Annotated in this window: 18 protein-coding genes; 9 read left to right on the forward strand and 9 right to left on the reverse strand. The window is 67.5% G+C overall.

Going from position 1 to position 13,077, the window contains the following annotated elements:
• Positions 1–298 precede the first annotated feature (298 nt).
• Complete coding sequence (locus tag OG242_RS12605) at positions 299–946, forward strand: MerR family transcriptional regulator (protein ID WP_405901588.1); 648 nt, start codon at positions 299–301, stop codon at positions 944–946.
• Positions 947–1,145: 199 nt separating this feature from the next.
• On the opposite strand, the gene OG242_RS12610 is transcribed toward OG242_RS12605, so the two are convergent.
• On the reverse strand, positions 1,146–1,961 hold the full coding sequence (locus OG242_RS12610) for an exodeoxyribonuclease III (RefSeq protein ID WP_405898251.1): 816 nt from the start codon (positions 1,959–1,961) through the stop codon (positions 1,146–1,148).
• Between the two features lie 50 nt (positions 1,962–2,011).
• On the opposite strand from OG242_RS12610, the gene OG242_RS12615 reads away from it, so the two are divergent.
• Positions 2,012–2,515: a GNAT family N-acetyltransferase gene (locus OG242_RS12615; RefSeq protein WP_405898252.1), complete on the forward strand. Its 504-nt coding sequence runs from the start codon at positions 2,012–2,014 to the stop codon at positions 2,513–2,515.
• A 116-nt stretch (positions 2,516–2,631) separates the two neighbouring features.
• Here OG242_RS12615 and OG242_RS12620 read toward each other — a convergent pair whose 3' ends face one another.
• Complete coding sequence (locus tag OG242_RS12620) at positions 2,632–3,252, reverse strand: ATP-binding protein (protein ID WP_405898253.1); 621 nt, start codon at positions 3,250–3,252, stop codon at positions 2,632–2,634.
• A 49-nt stretch (positions 3,253–3,301) separates the two neighbouring features.
• On the opposite strand from OG242_RS12620, the gene OG242_RS12625 reads away from it, so the two are divergent.
• Together OG242_RS12625 and OG242_RS12630 are read left to right on the forward strand one after the other, a co-directional pair.
• Positions 3,302–3,811 carry a SigE family RNA polymerase sigma factor gene (locus tag OG242_RS12625; protein ID WP_405898254.1) on the forward strand — a complete coding sequence of 170 codons (510 nt, stop codon included), beginning with the start codon at positions 3,302–3,304 and terminating at the stop codon, positions 3,809–3,811.
• Between the two features lie 78 nt (positions 3,812–3,889).
• Positions 3,890–5,098, forward strand: coding sequence for a hypothetical protein (locus tag OG242_RS12630; protein WP_405898255.1), 1,209 nt, complete (start codon positions 3,890–3,892; stop codon positions 5,096–5,098).
• Positions 5,099–5,338: 240 nt separating this feature from the next.
• Here OG242_RS12630 and OG242_RS12635 read toward each other — a convergent pair whose 3' ends face one another.
• The 7 genes from OG242_RS12635 to OG242_RS12665 all read right to left on the reverse strand — a co-directional run bounded on the left by OG242_RS12635 (position 5,339) and on the right by OG242_RS12665 (position 9,589).
• Positions 5,339–6,211, reverse strand: a complete 873-nt coding sequence (locus OG242_RS12635; RefSeq protein WP_405898256.1) for an IS3 family transposase — start codon at positions 6,209–6,211, stop codon at positions 5,339–5,341.
• Complete coding sequence (locus tag OG242_RS12640) at positions 6,208–6,513, reverse strand: transposase (protein WP_405898257.1); 306 nt, start codon at positions 6,511–6,513, stop codon at positions 6,208–6,210. The genes OG242_RS12635 and OG242_RS12640 overlap by 4 nt, the downstream gene beginning before the upstream one ends.
• Positions 6,514–6,691: 178 nt before the next feature.
• A complete protein-coding gene (locus OG242_RS12645) occupies positions 6,692–7,375 on the reverse strand; it encodes a contact-dependent growth inhibition system immunity protein (protein WP_405898258.1) in 684 nt (227 codons plus the stop codon).
• 11 nt (positions 7,376–7,386) lie between these two features.
• The gene (locus tag OG242_RS12650) at positions 7,387–7,692 is read right to left on the reverse strand and encodes an RNase A-like domain-containing protein (RefSeq protein WP_405898259.1); all 306 of its coding nucleotides are present in this window, start codon (positions 7,690–7,692) and stop codon (positions 7,387–7,389) included.
• Positions 7,693–7,722: 30 nt separating this feature from the next.
• Entirely contained in the window at positions 7,723–8,394 is a 672-nt protein-coding gene (locus OG242_RS12655) for a hypothetical protein (protein ID WP_405898260.1), read from the reverse strand.
• Between the two features lie 397 nt (positions 8,395–8,791).
• The gene (locus OG242_RS12660) at positions 8,792–8,998 is read right to left on the reverse strand and encodes a hypothetical protein (RefSeq protein WP_405898261.1); all 207 of its coding nucleotides are present in this window, start codon (positions 8,996–8,998) and stop codon (positions 8,792–8,794) included.
• A gap of 15 nt (positions 8,999–9,013) precedes the next feature.
• Positions 9,014–9,589: a hypothetical protein gene (locus OG242_RS12665; protein WP_405898262.1), complete on the reverse strand. Its 576-nt coding sequence runs from the start codon at positions 9,587–9,589 to the stop codon at positions 9,014–9,016.
• 329 nt (positions 9,590–9,918) lie between these two features.
• Between OG242_RS12665 and OG242_RS12670 the strand changes: the two genes are divergently transcribed.
• The 5 genes from OG242_RS12670 (at position 9,919) to OG242_RS12690 (ending at position 12,863) form a co-directional block, all read left to right on the forward strand.
• Positions 9,919–10,107, forward strand: coding sequence for a hypothetical protein (locus OG242_RS12670; RefSeq protein ID WP_405898263.1), 189 nt, complete (start codon positions 9,919–9,921; stop codon positions 10,105–10,107).
• A 290-nt stretch (positions 10,108–10,397) separates the two neighbouring features.
• Positions 10,398–10,646, forward strand: a complete 249-nt coding sequence (locus OG242_RS12675; protein WP_405898264.1) for a hypothetical protein — start codon at positions 10,398–10,400, stop codon at positions 10,644–10,646.
• An 18-nt stretch (positions 10,647–10,664) separates the two neighbouring features.
• Entirely contained in the window at positions 10,665–11,024 is a 360-nt protein-coding gene (locus OG242_RS12680) for a hypothetical protein (RefSeq protein WP_405898265.1), read from the forward strand.
• A 70-nt stretch (positions 11,025–11,094) separates the two neighbouring features.
• On the forward strand, positions 11,095–11,931 hold the full coding sequence (locus OG242_RS12685; RefSeq protein ID WP_405898266.1) for a hypothetical protein: 837 nt from the start codon (positions 11,095–11,097) through the stop codon (positions 11,929–11,931).
• Between the two features lie 347 nt (positions 11,932–12,278).
• The gene (locus tag OG242_RS12690; RefSeq protein ID WP_405898267.1) at positions 12,279–12,863 is read left to right on the forward strand and encodes a hypothetical protein; all 585 of its coding nucleotides are present in this window, start codon (positions 12,279–12,281) and stop codon (positions 12,861–12,863) included.
• Positions 12,864–13,077 lie beyond the last annotated feature (214 nt).

Raw genomic sequence — 13,077 nt, forward strand, 5'->3', positions numbered from 1 at the left:
GCCGGGGAGGCGGAGAAGACCGTCCGGCACGTGATGGGCGGAGGAAGGAGCGGGGCTGGGTGCGTGCAGCTGCAAGGCGGAGGATCGAGCCAAATGGGGTCTCCCCTGTTCGAGCGCAGCCGAGAACTTGGGGAAGGAGCGTTGGTGATTGCCGACAACGCCGGAGGGGGCCCCTCCCTGCTCGAACGAAGTTGAGAGCTTGGGGGAGCGCGTGCCCAGCCCCGCGACGCCGCCCACCATGTGCCGGACGGTCTAGGGTGCGGGGGTGGCAGAAGGACGCGAGCACCGCGAGTACCGCATGGAGGAGCTGGCCAAGGAGGCCGGCATCCCCGTCCGGACCCTGCGTTTCTACCGGGAGCGCGGCCTGATCTCGCCGCCCCGCCGCGAGGGCCGCATCGCCTGGTACGACGACCACCACCTGGCCCGCCTGCGCACGATCACCGGCCTCCTGGAGCGCGGCCACACCCTCACCGGCATCGCCGATCTTGCCCGTACGTTCGAGAGCGGACGCGATGTCGCGGAGGTGCTGGGCCTGGGCGAACCCTCCGAGGAGACCCCGGTCCGCCTCACTCCGGAGCAGCTGGCGGACTACTTCGAGGGCGAGTCGACGCCGGAGAACCTGGCGCTCGCGATGGAGCTGGGCTACCTGGGGACGGACGGCGAGAAGATCGTCCACATCAGCCGCCGCCTGCTGGAGGTGTCGGCGGAGCTGGTACGGGAAGGCGTCCCCCTCGCCACGGTCCTCGCCACGGGCCGCCGCGTCCGCGAACACGCGGAGGCGCTGGCGGACCTGTTCGTCTCGGTGCTCCAGGAGTACGGCGCGGAGACGGGGGCGGACGCGGATTCGGGGGCGGTGCCGGAACCGCCCCAACTCCGCCCGCTGGCCCGCGCGGTGCTGGACGCGGAACTGTCGATGGCGCTGGACCGGCGGCTGCGGAGGGAGTAGCGGGGTGCCCGGGGCCGCAGGAGCAGGCCTAGGCGAGGCCTAGGCGTAGGCGTAGGCGTAGGCGTAGGCGCAGGCGCAGGCGCAGGCGTAGGCGTAGACGCAGGCGCAGGCGCAGGCGTAGACGCAGGCGCAGGCGTAGACGCAGAGCCACCCGGGTACGGATCAGGTAGGGGCGCAGCGCCCTCGCCCTACCCCGCTCCTACTGCTCGTACACCACCGTCACCGGCGCATGGTCGCTCCACCGCTCGCCGTGCGTGGCGGCCCGCTCCACCCACGCCTTCACGGCGCGCCCGGCGAGGCCCGGGGTGGCCACCTGGTAGTCGATCCGCCAGCCCGTGTCGTTGTCGAACGCGCGCCCCCGGTACGACCACCACGAGTACGGCCCCTCGACGTCCGGGTGCAGGGCGCGTACGACGTCGACGTACGCGGCCTCCGCGAAGACCCGGGTCAGCCACTCCCGCTCCTCGGGCAGGAAGCCGGAGCTCTTGCGGTTGGCGCGCCAGTTCTTGAGGTCGGCCTCCTGGTGGGCGATGTTCCAGTCACCGCAGACGACGACCTCGCGGCCCTCGGCGGCGGCGCGCGCCTTCAGCCCGACGAGGTAGGGCAGGAAGGCGGCCATGAACCGCTCCTTCTCGTCCTGCCGCTCGGTGCCGACCTCGCCGGAGGGCAGGTAGAGGCTCGCGACCGTGACGCCGGGCAGGTCGATCTCGACGTACCGCCCGCTCGCGTCGAACTCCTCGCACCCGGCGTGCCCGTAACCCCCGAAACCGATCTGCACGCGCTCGGGGGCGCGCCGCGAGTACAGGGAGACCCCGGCCCGGCCCTTGGCGGCGGCCGGTGCGTGGACGGTGTGCCAGCCCTCGGGCTCACGGATCTCCGCGGGCAGCTGCTCGGGCTCGGCGCGCACCTCCTGGAGGCAGATCACGTCGGCGTCGGTCTCGGCCAGCCACTCGACGAAGCCCTTCTTGGCCGCGGCGCGGAGACCGTTTACATTCACGGAGGTCACAGTGAGCATTCCGGCACGATACCGACCAACCGGTGCCGCATACATGTACACTCCATCGCATGAATATCCAGGTCCGGGCCTTCGACCACCCCGACGCCGTCAAACTCAACGATCGCGTGCAGCTCGAATACGCCGAGCGCTACGGCGACGAGGGCGATGTCACACCGCTGGACGCCACGATGTTCGACCCGCCTCACGGCCTGTACCTGATCGCGTACGACGCGTCGGACCATCCCTTCGCCACGGGCGGCTGGCGTTCCCAGGAACGCAACGACGAGGGCTACTCGGACGGCGACGCCGAACTGAAGCGGATGTACGTCATACCGGAGGGCCGCGGTCAGGGCCTCGCCCGCCGCATCCTGGCCGCCCTGGAGGCGGACGCCCGCGCCGCCGGCCGCACCCGCATGGTCCTGGAGACCGGCGACCGCCAGCCGGAGGCCATCGCCCTGTACCTCTCCAGCGGCTACACCCCGTGCGAGAAGTTCGGCCACTACCGCACGTACGACAGCAGCCGCTGCTACGCGAAGCCGCTGCGGGAGGGCGGGGCGGTCGGTACGCCCTGAGGACAAGGACCGGGCTTCCGGTGGATGCCTGCCGGCCCGAACGAGCGGTCGTCGAAGGCCCCGACAGCAAGGTCAGGAGCCACCGCATCGACGTCTCCGGCCCCACGAGGCCGCCGTCAGTTCCAGTGGTGGACCCAGGTGCGCCGCCCGAGGACCTCGTGGGCGGCGAACTCCTCCTCGGCGAGCGCGGCGACCCGGACCAGCCCGCGTCCCGTCTCCGCGTCGGCGAGCAGGTCGGTGGGCGGAACCGGCAGCCACTCGCCCCGGGTGTCGCTGACCTCCACCCGCAGCCACCCTCCTGCCGCCCGGATCAGCCGGAGCAGCACTCCCCGGCCGGGCACCAGTCCGTGCGTGACCGCGTTCGCGGCCAGCTCGCCGACGACCGGACCCACTGTGTCGTTCACCTCGGAGCCGTAGCGATGGCCCCACTCGTGCACCCGGTGCGAGGCCAGCCACCGCGCGAGACGGGCTCCGCGCGGGGTAGCGGAGAAGCGGAGCTCGAAGGTGTCGCCGGGGTGCGGCGGGGGATCGTCATACGCCGAAGGCTTCCGTGACGCGCACCGCCTCCACCAGGGGCAACGGGCGTACGAACGGGACCTGTCGGGGTCGGGGATTCGACTGACGGGGCTGTACGGGCGCGTCGGACGCGGCCTGCCCCTCAACTCTGTCAAAGAGCCGGCCAGGGCCTCTCGTTCGGAGCAGGCCGGGCTCGGCCTCGGCCTCGCAGGGTGAAACATTTCCCGGCGGTCACCGCATCTAAAGGGTGTAGGTGAGAGGAGGTGGCGGATGAGGCAGGCCAAAGAGAGCGCCTTCCGTGAGTTCGCGGAAGCCCGTATGGATCATCTGTTCCGTTCGGCGTGCCTGCTGACCGGCGGAGACACGCACCTTGCCGAGGATCTCGTACAGGAGACGCTCGGCCGGATGTACTCGGTGTGGAGGCGTACGTCGCGTGTCGAGAACCCGGTGGCGTACGCGCAGACCGTGCTTGTGCGGTGCTATCTCGGGCACCAGCGGCGCAAATCGACGGGGGAACGACCGCGCGGCGAACTACCGGACCAGGCACGGGAGTCTGCGGAGGACGCGTCCTTGAGGATCACGCTCCTCGCCGCGCTGCGCGGCCTGCCGCCCAAGGACCGGGCGGTGATCGTGTTGCGTTACTGGGAGGACCGGTCGGTCACGGAGACCGCGGACATACTGCACGTCAGCTCGGCAGCCGTACGCACCCGCAGTACCCGTGCGCTCGCCCGGCTGCGTGAGCAACTCGGCGGCAGCGTCGGCGAACTGGCCGCGCACTGAACCGGCCGCGCACTGAATTCTTTCGTTCTTTTTCTATTCTTTCTCTTTCCACAGACGTGGGGAACGGTGGTGGACGGCGTGTACGGAAACGGTGCTCAGGAGGACCGGGACGCTTTCGAGGGCGGGCTCGGCGCGGCGATGAAGCAGACGGGAGAGGGGTTCTCCGTCACAGGACGGCCGCTCGTGGACGGTGCGGTCACGCGCGGTCGGCGCCGGATGGTGCTGCGCCGCAGCGCCGTAGTGACCGGAAGCGTGGCGGCGATTGCCGTGATCGGGCTCGGCGGGTCGCTCGTCACCGGAGACATCGGCGCTTCGCAGGACGGTGGCAACGGGTCGGCAGTGGCCGCACGGTCGACGGAGAACGCCAACAGGAGCGCGGGGCCCTCGAAGCGCCACTACTCCGCGCAGCAGGTGATCAGGACGCTCGAAGGGCTGCTGCCGAAGGGGAAGTTCAGCGAGCAGACTGGCCGCGGCACCAGCGGTACGGGTGACCAGAAGAGCTCGTCGTCGCCGTACGCCTCCGTCGTGTACGACGACGGCCAGGGGAAGGCCGCCGTGTCGGTGAGCCTGAGACGGCAGAGCTCCGAGGCTATGAGCGAAAACGAGTTCTCCTGCCCGGACAACCCGAACGTGCATGAAGGCTGCTCCGCCATAACGCTCGCGGACGGCTCGCGCCTCGTGCTGTCCAAGGGCAGGGAGCACCAGGACGGGCAGGTGGAGACCAAGCGGTGGCACGCGGACCTGCTGACACCCGAGGGCTACCGGATTTCGGTGTCCGAATCGAACGCGACCGGAGCGAAGGATGCTCCGGTCAGCCGTTCCACCCCGCCGCTGTCGCTGGACCGGATGAAGGTACTGGCCCAGGCCAGGGAGTGGCACCCGATCCTCGCGTCCCTGCCCGAGCCCGCAGCGCCGTCGACGGCGCCGGAACCGCTGACCCCGCAGGGTCAGAGCGGTGACGTGGTCCTGGGCAAGCTGCCCAAGCTGCTCCCCGACCGCCTGGCGGTGAAGGCGTCCGGGAAGCAGGAGGCGGAGTACGCGTACGTCGAGGGCGATCTCTTCGACTCCGACGTGAAGGTCCTGGCGGATGGCACGAAGGCCGCCACACGTCAGGGGGCCGGGGAAAAGGGCGGTGAGGGCGGGAAGATGAGGCAGGTCGACACGATCCGCCCCAGCGGCCTCCGGGTGGTCGTCCCCGCCTTCAACACGGAGGACCAGAACGAGGCCCCCGCCCTGTCCCTCACCGAACTGGAGAAGATCGCCACGGGCACGTTGTGGCAGAGCTAGGTCAGGAGCTTGTCCGGCCGATCGCGTGACTGGCTCGTCGATGGCTCGGTGAACTGGGCACGGGGCGGGATCAGCGTGGTGACTTGTCGGATGACGAGTGGGAGCGGCTGCGGCCGTTCCTGCCGGTGGGTATCGGCCGCCGCCCAGGCGTCCTCGTAACTCCTGGGCGGCGGCCGGGGCTGTTGTCTCCCGGGTGCTCCTCGATGATGAGGTGACCCCTCAGGTCCCGACACTTCCGTTTTATGCCGCGAGGTCCAGTCGTTGATGGCAGCGGATCCTCGCCTGGTACGGCGTGATGTAGCCGATGGTCGAGTGGATCCGCTCCCGGTTGTAATGTTCGGCGATCCACCGGAAAACGTCCTGCCGAGCCTGCGCCCGGGTTTCCCGGACGGTCGTCCCGATCTCTGCTTTCAGGACGGCGAAAAAGCTCTCCGCGGCAGCGTTGTCGAAGCACGAACCGGTGCGCCCGGCGCTCTTTCGAAGGTCCAACTCGCCTAGTAGACAACGGAATTGGCGGGACGTGTATTGGGATCCTCGATCGGAGTGAAAGATCGTGTTTCCTGACGTGTGTCCACCCGCATGGGCCATCCGGATGGCGTCCGCAACCAGTTCGGTGCGCATGTGGTCGGCCATCGACCAGCCCGCAACCTCCCGCGTGCACAGATCGATCACCGTCGCCAGATACAGCCATCCCTCAGCCGTCGGCAGGCAGGTGATGTCCGCGACGAATTCCAGACCCGGCAGCGGCGCGGTGAAGTCCCGCAGGATCAGATCCGGCGCCGGCGGCGCCGTGCGGTCCTGCTTCGTCAGCGACCGCGACTTCCGTCGCGTTATCCCGACGATTTCACGCTCCCGCATGATCCGTGCGACGCGCTTGCGGTTCACCACGTGCCCCTGGTCCCGGAGTTTCCAGGTGATCCGCAGGGCCCCGTAAGCTCCCCGGGAATCGGTGTGGATCTCCCGGATTCGGCAGGCCAGGACCTCCTCCTCATCGACCTTCTCCTGCCGCGCCTCCTTGTTCTGGTGCCAGGCGTGGCCCCAGCCGAGAACATCACACATCCGCTTCACCCTGTGGGCGCCTCTGTGCTCGTCGACGAAACGGAAGCGGATCACCGTGTCGTCTCCCGCGCGAAATAGGCGGCGGCTTTCCGGAGGATCTCGTTGTCCTCCTTCAGCCGGGCGTTCTCCCGCCGCAAGCGCCTGAGCTCTTCCCTCGCGTCAGGGGTCACGCCGGCATCGCCCCCGCTGTCCGCCGCCCGGACGCGGGTCCGGGCCTCCCGGACCCACTTGCGCAAGGTCTCCAGATGGATGCCCAGGCCCTGACCGATATCGGTGAGGGAACGGTCCGGCGAGGAACGCACCAGGTCCACCGCGTCCCGCTTGAACTCTTCGGGGTAGCTCTTCCGCTTCGCCACCTTGGATCACTTCCCCTGGATGACGAAACATCCAGCGTCCAGGTGCCGGAATTTCGGGGGTCACTCCACCCGGCCGGGCGACCCAAGGAGCACTCGGAGGACTGCCGAGGAGTGTGGCGGGCGGGGTGGCAGGGAGAGATCTTCAGGCCGAAGGCGGCACAGCGGTCACGCGGTCAGCCTATGGCCGGTCCGGGCCGTAGTCCGCCCTGAATCCGCCCAGACAGTCCGCGAGGTGGGCCAGCCAGCCGCTCGGGGAGTACGGCTGGGGCGGGTCGACCTCCATGCCCAGCTCCGCCATCGCGAGGGCGTACTCGGACTCTTCGAGGCCGAGGGCGAGCAGTTCATGGACCTCGCCCGTGAGGCGGGCAACCAGCTGTGGATCCGTGGTGGCGGTGTAGTCGTCTACGGCCGCGTCGTGGTCCGGGAACTCGTCCGGCATGTCCTGCGAGAACCAGCCGCCGAGGAACTGGCCGAGCTCGGGGAAGCGGGCGTGCCACTCCCAGTGGGTGCGGGGGCCGGCCGGGGGTGGGACCTCGCCCTCCTCGATCGACCGCTTCAGGTGATCCGCGATCACGAACAGCCAGTCCTGGACTGCCGACTCGGGCAGCCCGACGTCAGGCACGGGGTAGAACTCACCGAGGCTCAAGCGCAGTCGGCCGGGTGGATTGCGGGCGTACTCGCGGATCTGCTGTTCGGCCGTGCCCAGGGCCCAGGGGCGGGTATGCCAGGTGTGGCGGAGATAGGCCTGGAGGGCTTCGCTCGGCTTGCCCGGCTCATCGTCGGCCGACACTCCGGTGTACGCGCTGATCACCTGGTCCAACTCGCCGTAGCGGCGATCGAACTCGAGTGGCTTCATGGACACGGCACGGACCTCTACAGGTAGATCGGGACGGTGGTGAGAACGACGAAGCCGTGCGGGCTGCTCGGCTCACGCCTGAGAACGACACGCGCCGCGCGCACCTCGACGGGCTCGCGTCCGGCAAGCATCATCGCCTGCAGCAGTACGCGGCCGACGGGAGCCTCACGGGAGGGCCAAGCGGCCTCGATGGTGAGACGGCCCCGGGTCCCCTGGGCGAGCCAGCGGTGGATCTTCTGCTCGTTGCCGGTCACCACCTGCTGGGTGGCCCAGTGGGCGGTTTCCCGGTCGGGGTAGGTGGCCGAGCGGGTCCTTACGGTCATGCGCAAAACTTCCTGTTGGCGTTGTGTGCTTCAGGAACCGGAATGCTCCGTCCGCATGTGGTCGTCGATGCTCCGCGTGATCTGGCGCAAGGCCTCGTGCGAAGCCCAGGGAATCCATCGCGTCACGTTGCTGGACAGCGCCGAGGGCTCCGGAAAGAGCACGAGGACCGCTTGCGCATCAGCGGCCAGTCGGGAGAACGCCTCGCTACAGAAAGGATGCTCCGCTTCGATGAAGGCCGCGATCGAATCGGACAGCAAGGGGAATTCGCCGTCATAGATCCAGTTGGGGCCGAACCCGAGGAGCTCCGGGAAACGGGCTGCCGCCTCCCAGTCCGCCAGGGGCAGCTCGTCGAATCCTGCGTCCAGCTCCTGGTCGGCCATCCTGACCCGGCCGGCCAGCGTGCGCAGGAACTCCTCCCCCGGAACACCGTCCCGCGCCTTGTCCAGCCGTTCGGTGAACTCACGCGGGAAAAATGCCGCGCCCTCCAACCGAAGCAGGTCGGCCGTGTGGTCGAGCAGGGCGGCAACGGTCACGACCGGAAACAGCCAGCGCGATGTATCGGTGGCACCTGCGGTACGGACGAAGCGCCTGACCTCGTCGTCCAGGTCGAGGGCGCCCTGCGACTCCCGGGCGCGCACAGCCGTCTCGAGCACGCGTCTGAGCGGTCCGTCGTTGAAGAGGGTACCGGTGTGCGAGATCACGTCGCGATCACCTCCACGAGAAGCGTCCGAGGGATTTATGGAGACACGGGGTAAGACGTGATCACCACGAAGGGGGGGTCCATGCCCTTCCTGTACTTCAGGGCGACCTGCGCGGAGTGCACTTCGGTCGCGGTCGCCCCCATTCCGTGCGCATCATAGTCGGCGCGCTCGACAGTGCGGCCGGTGACGAGACTCTGCCGCCGCCGTCCACCGACGGATTCTGGAACGGCCCGCCTCTGCACGGCATGCCCCTACGAGGCGAACTCGCCGAGTGGTCCTGCGACGCAGTCGGCTGGCTGGCCGCGACGACCGCCGACTCCGCAGGCGGCCGGGCCAGGAGCCTGTATGCACGTCCTGTTCGCCGTGGTCCACAGCGTCTTCGAATGGCCGCCGACTGTCACCTGTGCCCATGGCGGCGCCGATGGATGCGGGCAGCGGCAAGACCGATGAACACGCTAGGGACGATGACGATGAGTCCACTCACACTCTCCGCCTGCACATTAAGGAAAATCGCCACCAGAGAGGCCAGGACGAAAATACTAGCAAAAGTGATGGCAAGGAAAAGCGCGAACTCGTTCCACCATTCCTTCGATCCGTAAGCCATGCTTCGCATTATGCCCTACAGGGTGATGTAGTGGCATTGCATCGATCGCCGCTTGCCGCTGACGAAGAGCTGGGCGCATGCCTTGCCCGCGCGGGGCAAGGTGTGGTCGGTCGTACGGTTGTAGCTATCTACGGTCCCCGTCCTGCAGCTGCTCTTGAGCGGCCCTCGAACAATCTTATAGGTCTTGTTCGAAGTGTTTGCGTAGTGAAATTCAAGGCGAGTGTTGCAGAACTTCGCCAGCAGGGCGGAAGGCCCCACGCAGTCGACGCCGGACATCTGGTTGGTGATCCTCACCCCTTCACCTTTGATGACATGCGTCAGGAAGCATCCGGTCGGAACGGAGAACTGGACGCCGCCGAACTCGTACGAAAACGTGTCGATAGGAGCAGAGCCCGCCGCCCCCCTCACGGTCGGCCCCTCCGGCTGCGAGGGGAGGTTCTCGACAATCAGATTATCGGTGAATTCTTCATTCTCGTAGTCCGATGGAACATCATCCACCCTACTCACCGGACCTACCGCTTCGGCATAAGCCGACGCAGGAGACATAGCCAACGCTGCAACGGAAGCGACGATTGCCGAGACCAGCCTCATCTTCAACTTCTCCTCGAACTCTCCAGAAAAGACAGCCGGAATTTATCAAGTTTCCAGAGCAGAGGCAGGACGTGAAAACCTTCGGCGTGCCTGTCAACCGTGGGGTGGAGGAAGGTGCACGTCGCACGCTGTGGCGGTAGGTCGGGACGGGGGCGCCGTCCGGTTCGGCCTTGAAACTGGTCGGCACCTGCTCCGGCAGGCGACTCCCGCGCCAACGTCGTATCGCTCGTAGTAGTGCCGCCCGGCGGTCACCGAGAGGGACTGGCCCCTTCTACAAGCCGATCCACTCCCACAACGCGGGCCTCAACGGCCGCCTCAAGGGCGCCTACATGGGCATCGGCAGCCCGCTGCACCGCCGCGCACCCGGCCGGGTGGCCCAGGCGATCCTGATCGCGATCACGGTGGCCATCGGAAACTACACCGCCATCCACCACCCCGAACAGGCATCGAACGACCTCCGAAACGACGAAGATCCCGCCCGATCTTGCGATCGGACGGGATCTCGTCACCATTCCTGAGCCAACTCAAGAACAGTTGTGCAGTGGGGTGTTCACGAGTACCTCTGATCAGCCCTGATTCGCCACTTCGTGGCCCGCTCCCCGACAGGTCAGTGATCCTTCCCCGACTATGTCGCTACAGACAAGGACGACCGCAAGGGCATGCGTACTCCATGCGAGGGGTGTTCTCACCCTTTAGGTGGACCCTCCCTCTCGTTTGTGGCTGAACGGAAGCACCGGATCAGAAACTGGTCCGGCCCGCAGCAACTATCAAGGTGCGGCCACGCACGTACTCACGGAACGGGAAGTACATGTCGAACCGGGGACTCCGCCGCACCGCCATCGCCGTACTCACCGTCCTCGTGGTGGGAGGCGCGTCCGCGTCCACAACCGGCGCCTCCGGTCACGAAGGGCATCTGCAAGGTGACCCCACCTCTCAGGTCACCGCGTCAACGGCCGAGCCGGGCATCGCTCCACCAGACCTCGGCAACGCGGCCGTCTACCTGGACCGGGCAGGCCAGGTTCTGGATATGTCCCCGAGCGCGGACGCGACCCCGTAAGCCCCTAAATCCCCGAAGGTGAGCGGGCTCCGCTGCACACCGATCAGCGGGAGGGACAACCCTCACGTCTCCGAGAACAAGATCGACATGTCCGGGCACGGGTGGTGGAAGAAGGGGGACTGCTCCAACAACCGCGCCAAAGTACTCAATTGCATCTACGAATACTTCACGGATCACAGTTGGCGGCAGCAGGCGTGCTCGCCCACCAAGGAACTCAAGCCGGGTGGTGGCAGCTCGAACCGTACGGTGGCCCGCATCAAGTGCCGCACGTTCCAGCAGACGTCGTGGCGCAACCACGTGGAAGTCGACGTTATCGGCGAGCTCGACACCGGGGAGAAGCCGATGAACCAGGCCAAAGCCGCATGCCGAGCGCAGTAACGGAAGTCGCCACCTCTCCGTGAGGTGAGGGCCGGTCGATGAACAGCCGCAGCAGGACCGAGGGGGTCAGTTGTCCGAACAACACGACGTCGTCCAGCCAGGGATCGACCCCGCGGGCTTGTCCACGGCAGGCCCCATGTTCGCCGCGTTTCATGGCGAGCTAGTCCCGCACCCGTGGCGCGACCCCGAGTCCGAGCATGACGCGTACCAGCTGTTCCACCAGCGGTCGATTGCGATGGGCTGGCTGGACGAGCAATCGAGCGCCGCAGGGGACGAACGCGTGTCCAGAGCGCCGGGCTTGTGGGCCATGAATAACGCCCTCTGCGGTACTCGCCATGCCGCTGCCGAGCCCTTCGCCTGGTTCCAGGTCGAGTGCAGTACGCCGGCGAATGACAGGCCTTTGCCCGTGCAACCGTTTCTGCGCTGCGCCGAGGACACCACTGCGCGCATCGGCACGGCACATCTGTCCGCGGTACAGCTTCTGCTGCCCCTTCAAGGACTTCCCCCCGCCTCCCGCCCGCGCAACGCGCTCGTGCCCTCCATGGAGACCTGCGACTGGTTCGGTGAGCACGCCCCGCAGGCCCAGACACCGGTGAAGATCACCATTGACAGCGGGCGCAACCCCTCCATCCCTGCCATCGCGCAGCAACTCGTCAGCTTCCTCGGTCACTTGGAGCAAGACGCATTCATCCCGGGCAAGTCGGGAAGAGCCGATGAGGACGAGACTCTGCCACCGCCGTTCGCCGACGGATTCTGGAACGGCCCACCTCTGCACGGCATGACCCTACGAGGCGAACTCACCGAGTGGTCCTGCGACGCAGTCGGCTGGCTGGCCGCGACGATCGCCGACTCCGCATCCCACCTCGGCGTGCGCACCCCCCTGCTGCTTTCCGTCGTACGAGGCTGAACGACGGCACGTGGCTGCACTCCGGCCGGGCCCAGAAGAAGGCGAGCTGCCGGTCCTGGAGTTCAGCGAACACGCATGTCGGCGTCGCTTGAACCGCGCCCCTCTGACGGCGGAACTCGCGAACACTGGCGCGATCAGCCCAGGGGGACTGACCTGTTCCGCCTCTGATCCGTCTACAACTGCCCCCGCCTCGTGCAGCAAGTGGCATTGGGTGAATGCGCGTTGTCGTTTGCGGTCTTCAGCGAACAGCTCCTGCGATCTTGCGGCTTTGGCTCATACGGTGTGGCGAAGGCTCCGGCGGAAGCGCTGGGGGCTTCAGGGATGTCGCCAAGGACCGGGGGCTGGTTGTGACGTCGGTGTACGACCGTCTGAAGCGGGAAGTGGCCACCGTTCGCGCCAGTGTGGCCTCGCTGCACGAGGATATCGGGACGATCCGTCGGCAGATCGCGGCAGCCGAGGAACGGCTGCGCGATTTGGCGCTGACCCAGAAGACGCTCGATTCGCTGCCTCCGGATGATGTCGAGGAGCCGGTTGGCTCTGCTGCCCCGCCGGGCGAGCCAGATGGTCAGGACGCGGGCGAAGCGGACACAGGCTCTGGCACCGCACAGGATTCCGACGGGGTCGACGACTCTTTGTCTGGAGTCGACACCGGGTCTGCCTCCTCGAAGCCGCCTCTCGAGTGGGAGGAGGGCAGACGCCGGATGCTGTCGGTGCTGACGACGGCCGGGCCGGAGCGGGGGATGAAGGCGAAGGCGGTTGCCGCCGCCATCGGCGAGGTCGTGTCCACCCCGGCGCGGGTGGAAACGACCCGGGCCCGGCTGAAGACCTTGGTGAAGGAAGGGCTCGTCATCGAGGACTCCGCGTCCCGGTTCGCCATCGCGACCACCGACAACACTGCTACTGCCGACGAGGGGGCGCCCGGGGCCGCCTGAACCCAGACTCCCGTCCCACGTTTCACTGGGCACGGGGAGGTCCGGCACCGCCGTCAAGCCGTGGAAAGCGTCGGCGGTGCCGGCACGTGAGCACCCTGCAGGTGGCTCCCGTGTGTCCGAGCGTAGGCGAGAGGCGCTGCGCTCGGCGGGCGGAGCCACGAAAGCGTCATGTCCGATCGCGAAGTGAGCGAGTTCGGACACGAAGTGAGGCTTC

The sequence above is a fragment of the Streptomyces sp. NBC_00727 genome (assembly GCF_045161745.1).
Classification (GTDB): domain Bacteria; phylum Actinomycetota; class Actinomycetes; order Streptomycetales; family Streptomycetaceae; genus Streptomyces.

Bases quoted from the DNA above. Each gene is read 5' to 3' on its own strand.
- OG242_RS12650 (WP_405898259.1), bottom strand. From the start codon at position 7,692: ATGACCGTAAGGACCCGCTCGGCCACCTACCCCGACCGGGAAACCGCC.
- OG242_RS12660 (WP_405898261.1), bottom strand. From the start codon at position 8,998: ATGGCTTACGGATCGAAGGAATGGTGGAACGAGTTCGCGCTTTTCCTT.
- OG242_RS12615 (WP_405898252.1), top strand. From the start codon at position 2,012: ATGAATATCCAGGTCCGGGCCTTCGACCACCCCGACGCCGTCAAACTC.
- OG242_RS12620 (WP_405898253.1), bottom strand. From the start codon at position 3,252: ATGTTTCACCCTGCGAGGCCGAGGCCGAGCCCGGCCTGCTCCGAACGA.
- OG242_RS12610 (WP_405898251.1), bottom strand. From the start codon at position 1,961: ATGCTCACTGTGACCTCCGTGAATGTAAACGGTCTCCGCGCCGCGGCC.
- OG242_RS12605 (WP_405901588.1), top strand. From the start codon at position 299: ATGGAGGAGCTGGCCAAGGAGGCCGGCATCCCCGTCCGGACCCTGCGT.
- OG242_RS12670 (WP_405898263.1), top strand. From the start codon at position 9,919: ATGGGCATCGGCAGCCCGCTGCACCGCCGCGCACCCGGCCGGGTGGCC.
- OG242_RS12675 (WP_405898264.1), top strand. From the start codon at position 10,398: ATGTCGAACCGGGGACTCCGCCGCACCGCCATCGCCGTACTCACCGTC.
- OG242_RS12625 (WP_405898254.1), top strand. From the start codon at position 3,302: ATGAGGCAGGCCAAAGAGAGCGCCTTCCGTGAGTTCGCGGAAGCCCGT.
- OG242_RS12665 (WP_405898262.1), bottom strand. From the start codon at position 9,589: ATGAGGCTGGTCTCGGCAATCGTCGCTTCCGTTGCAGCGTTGGCTATG.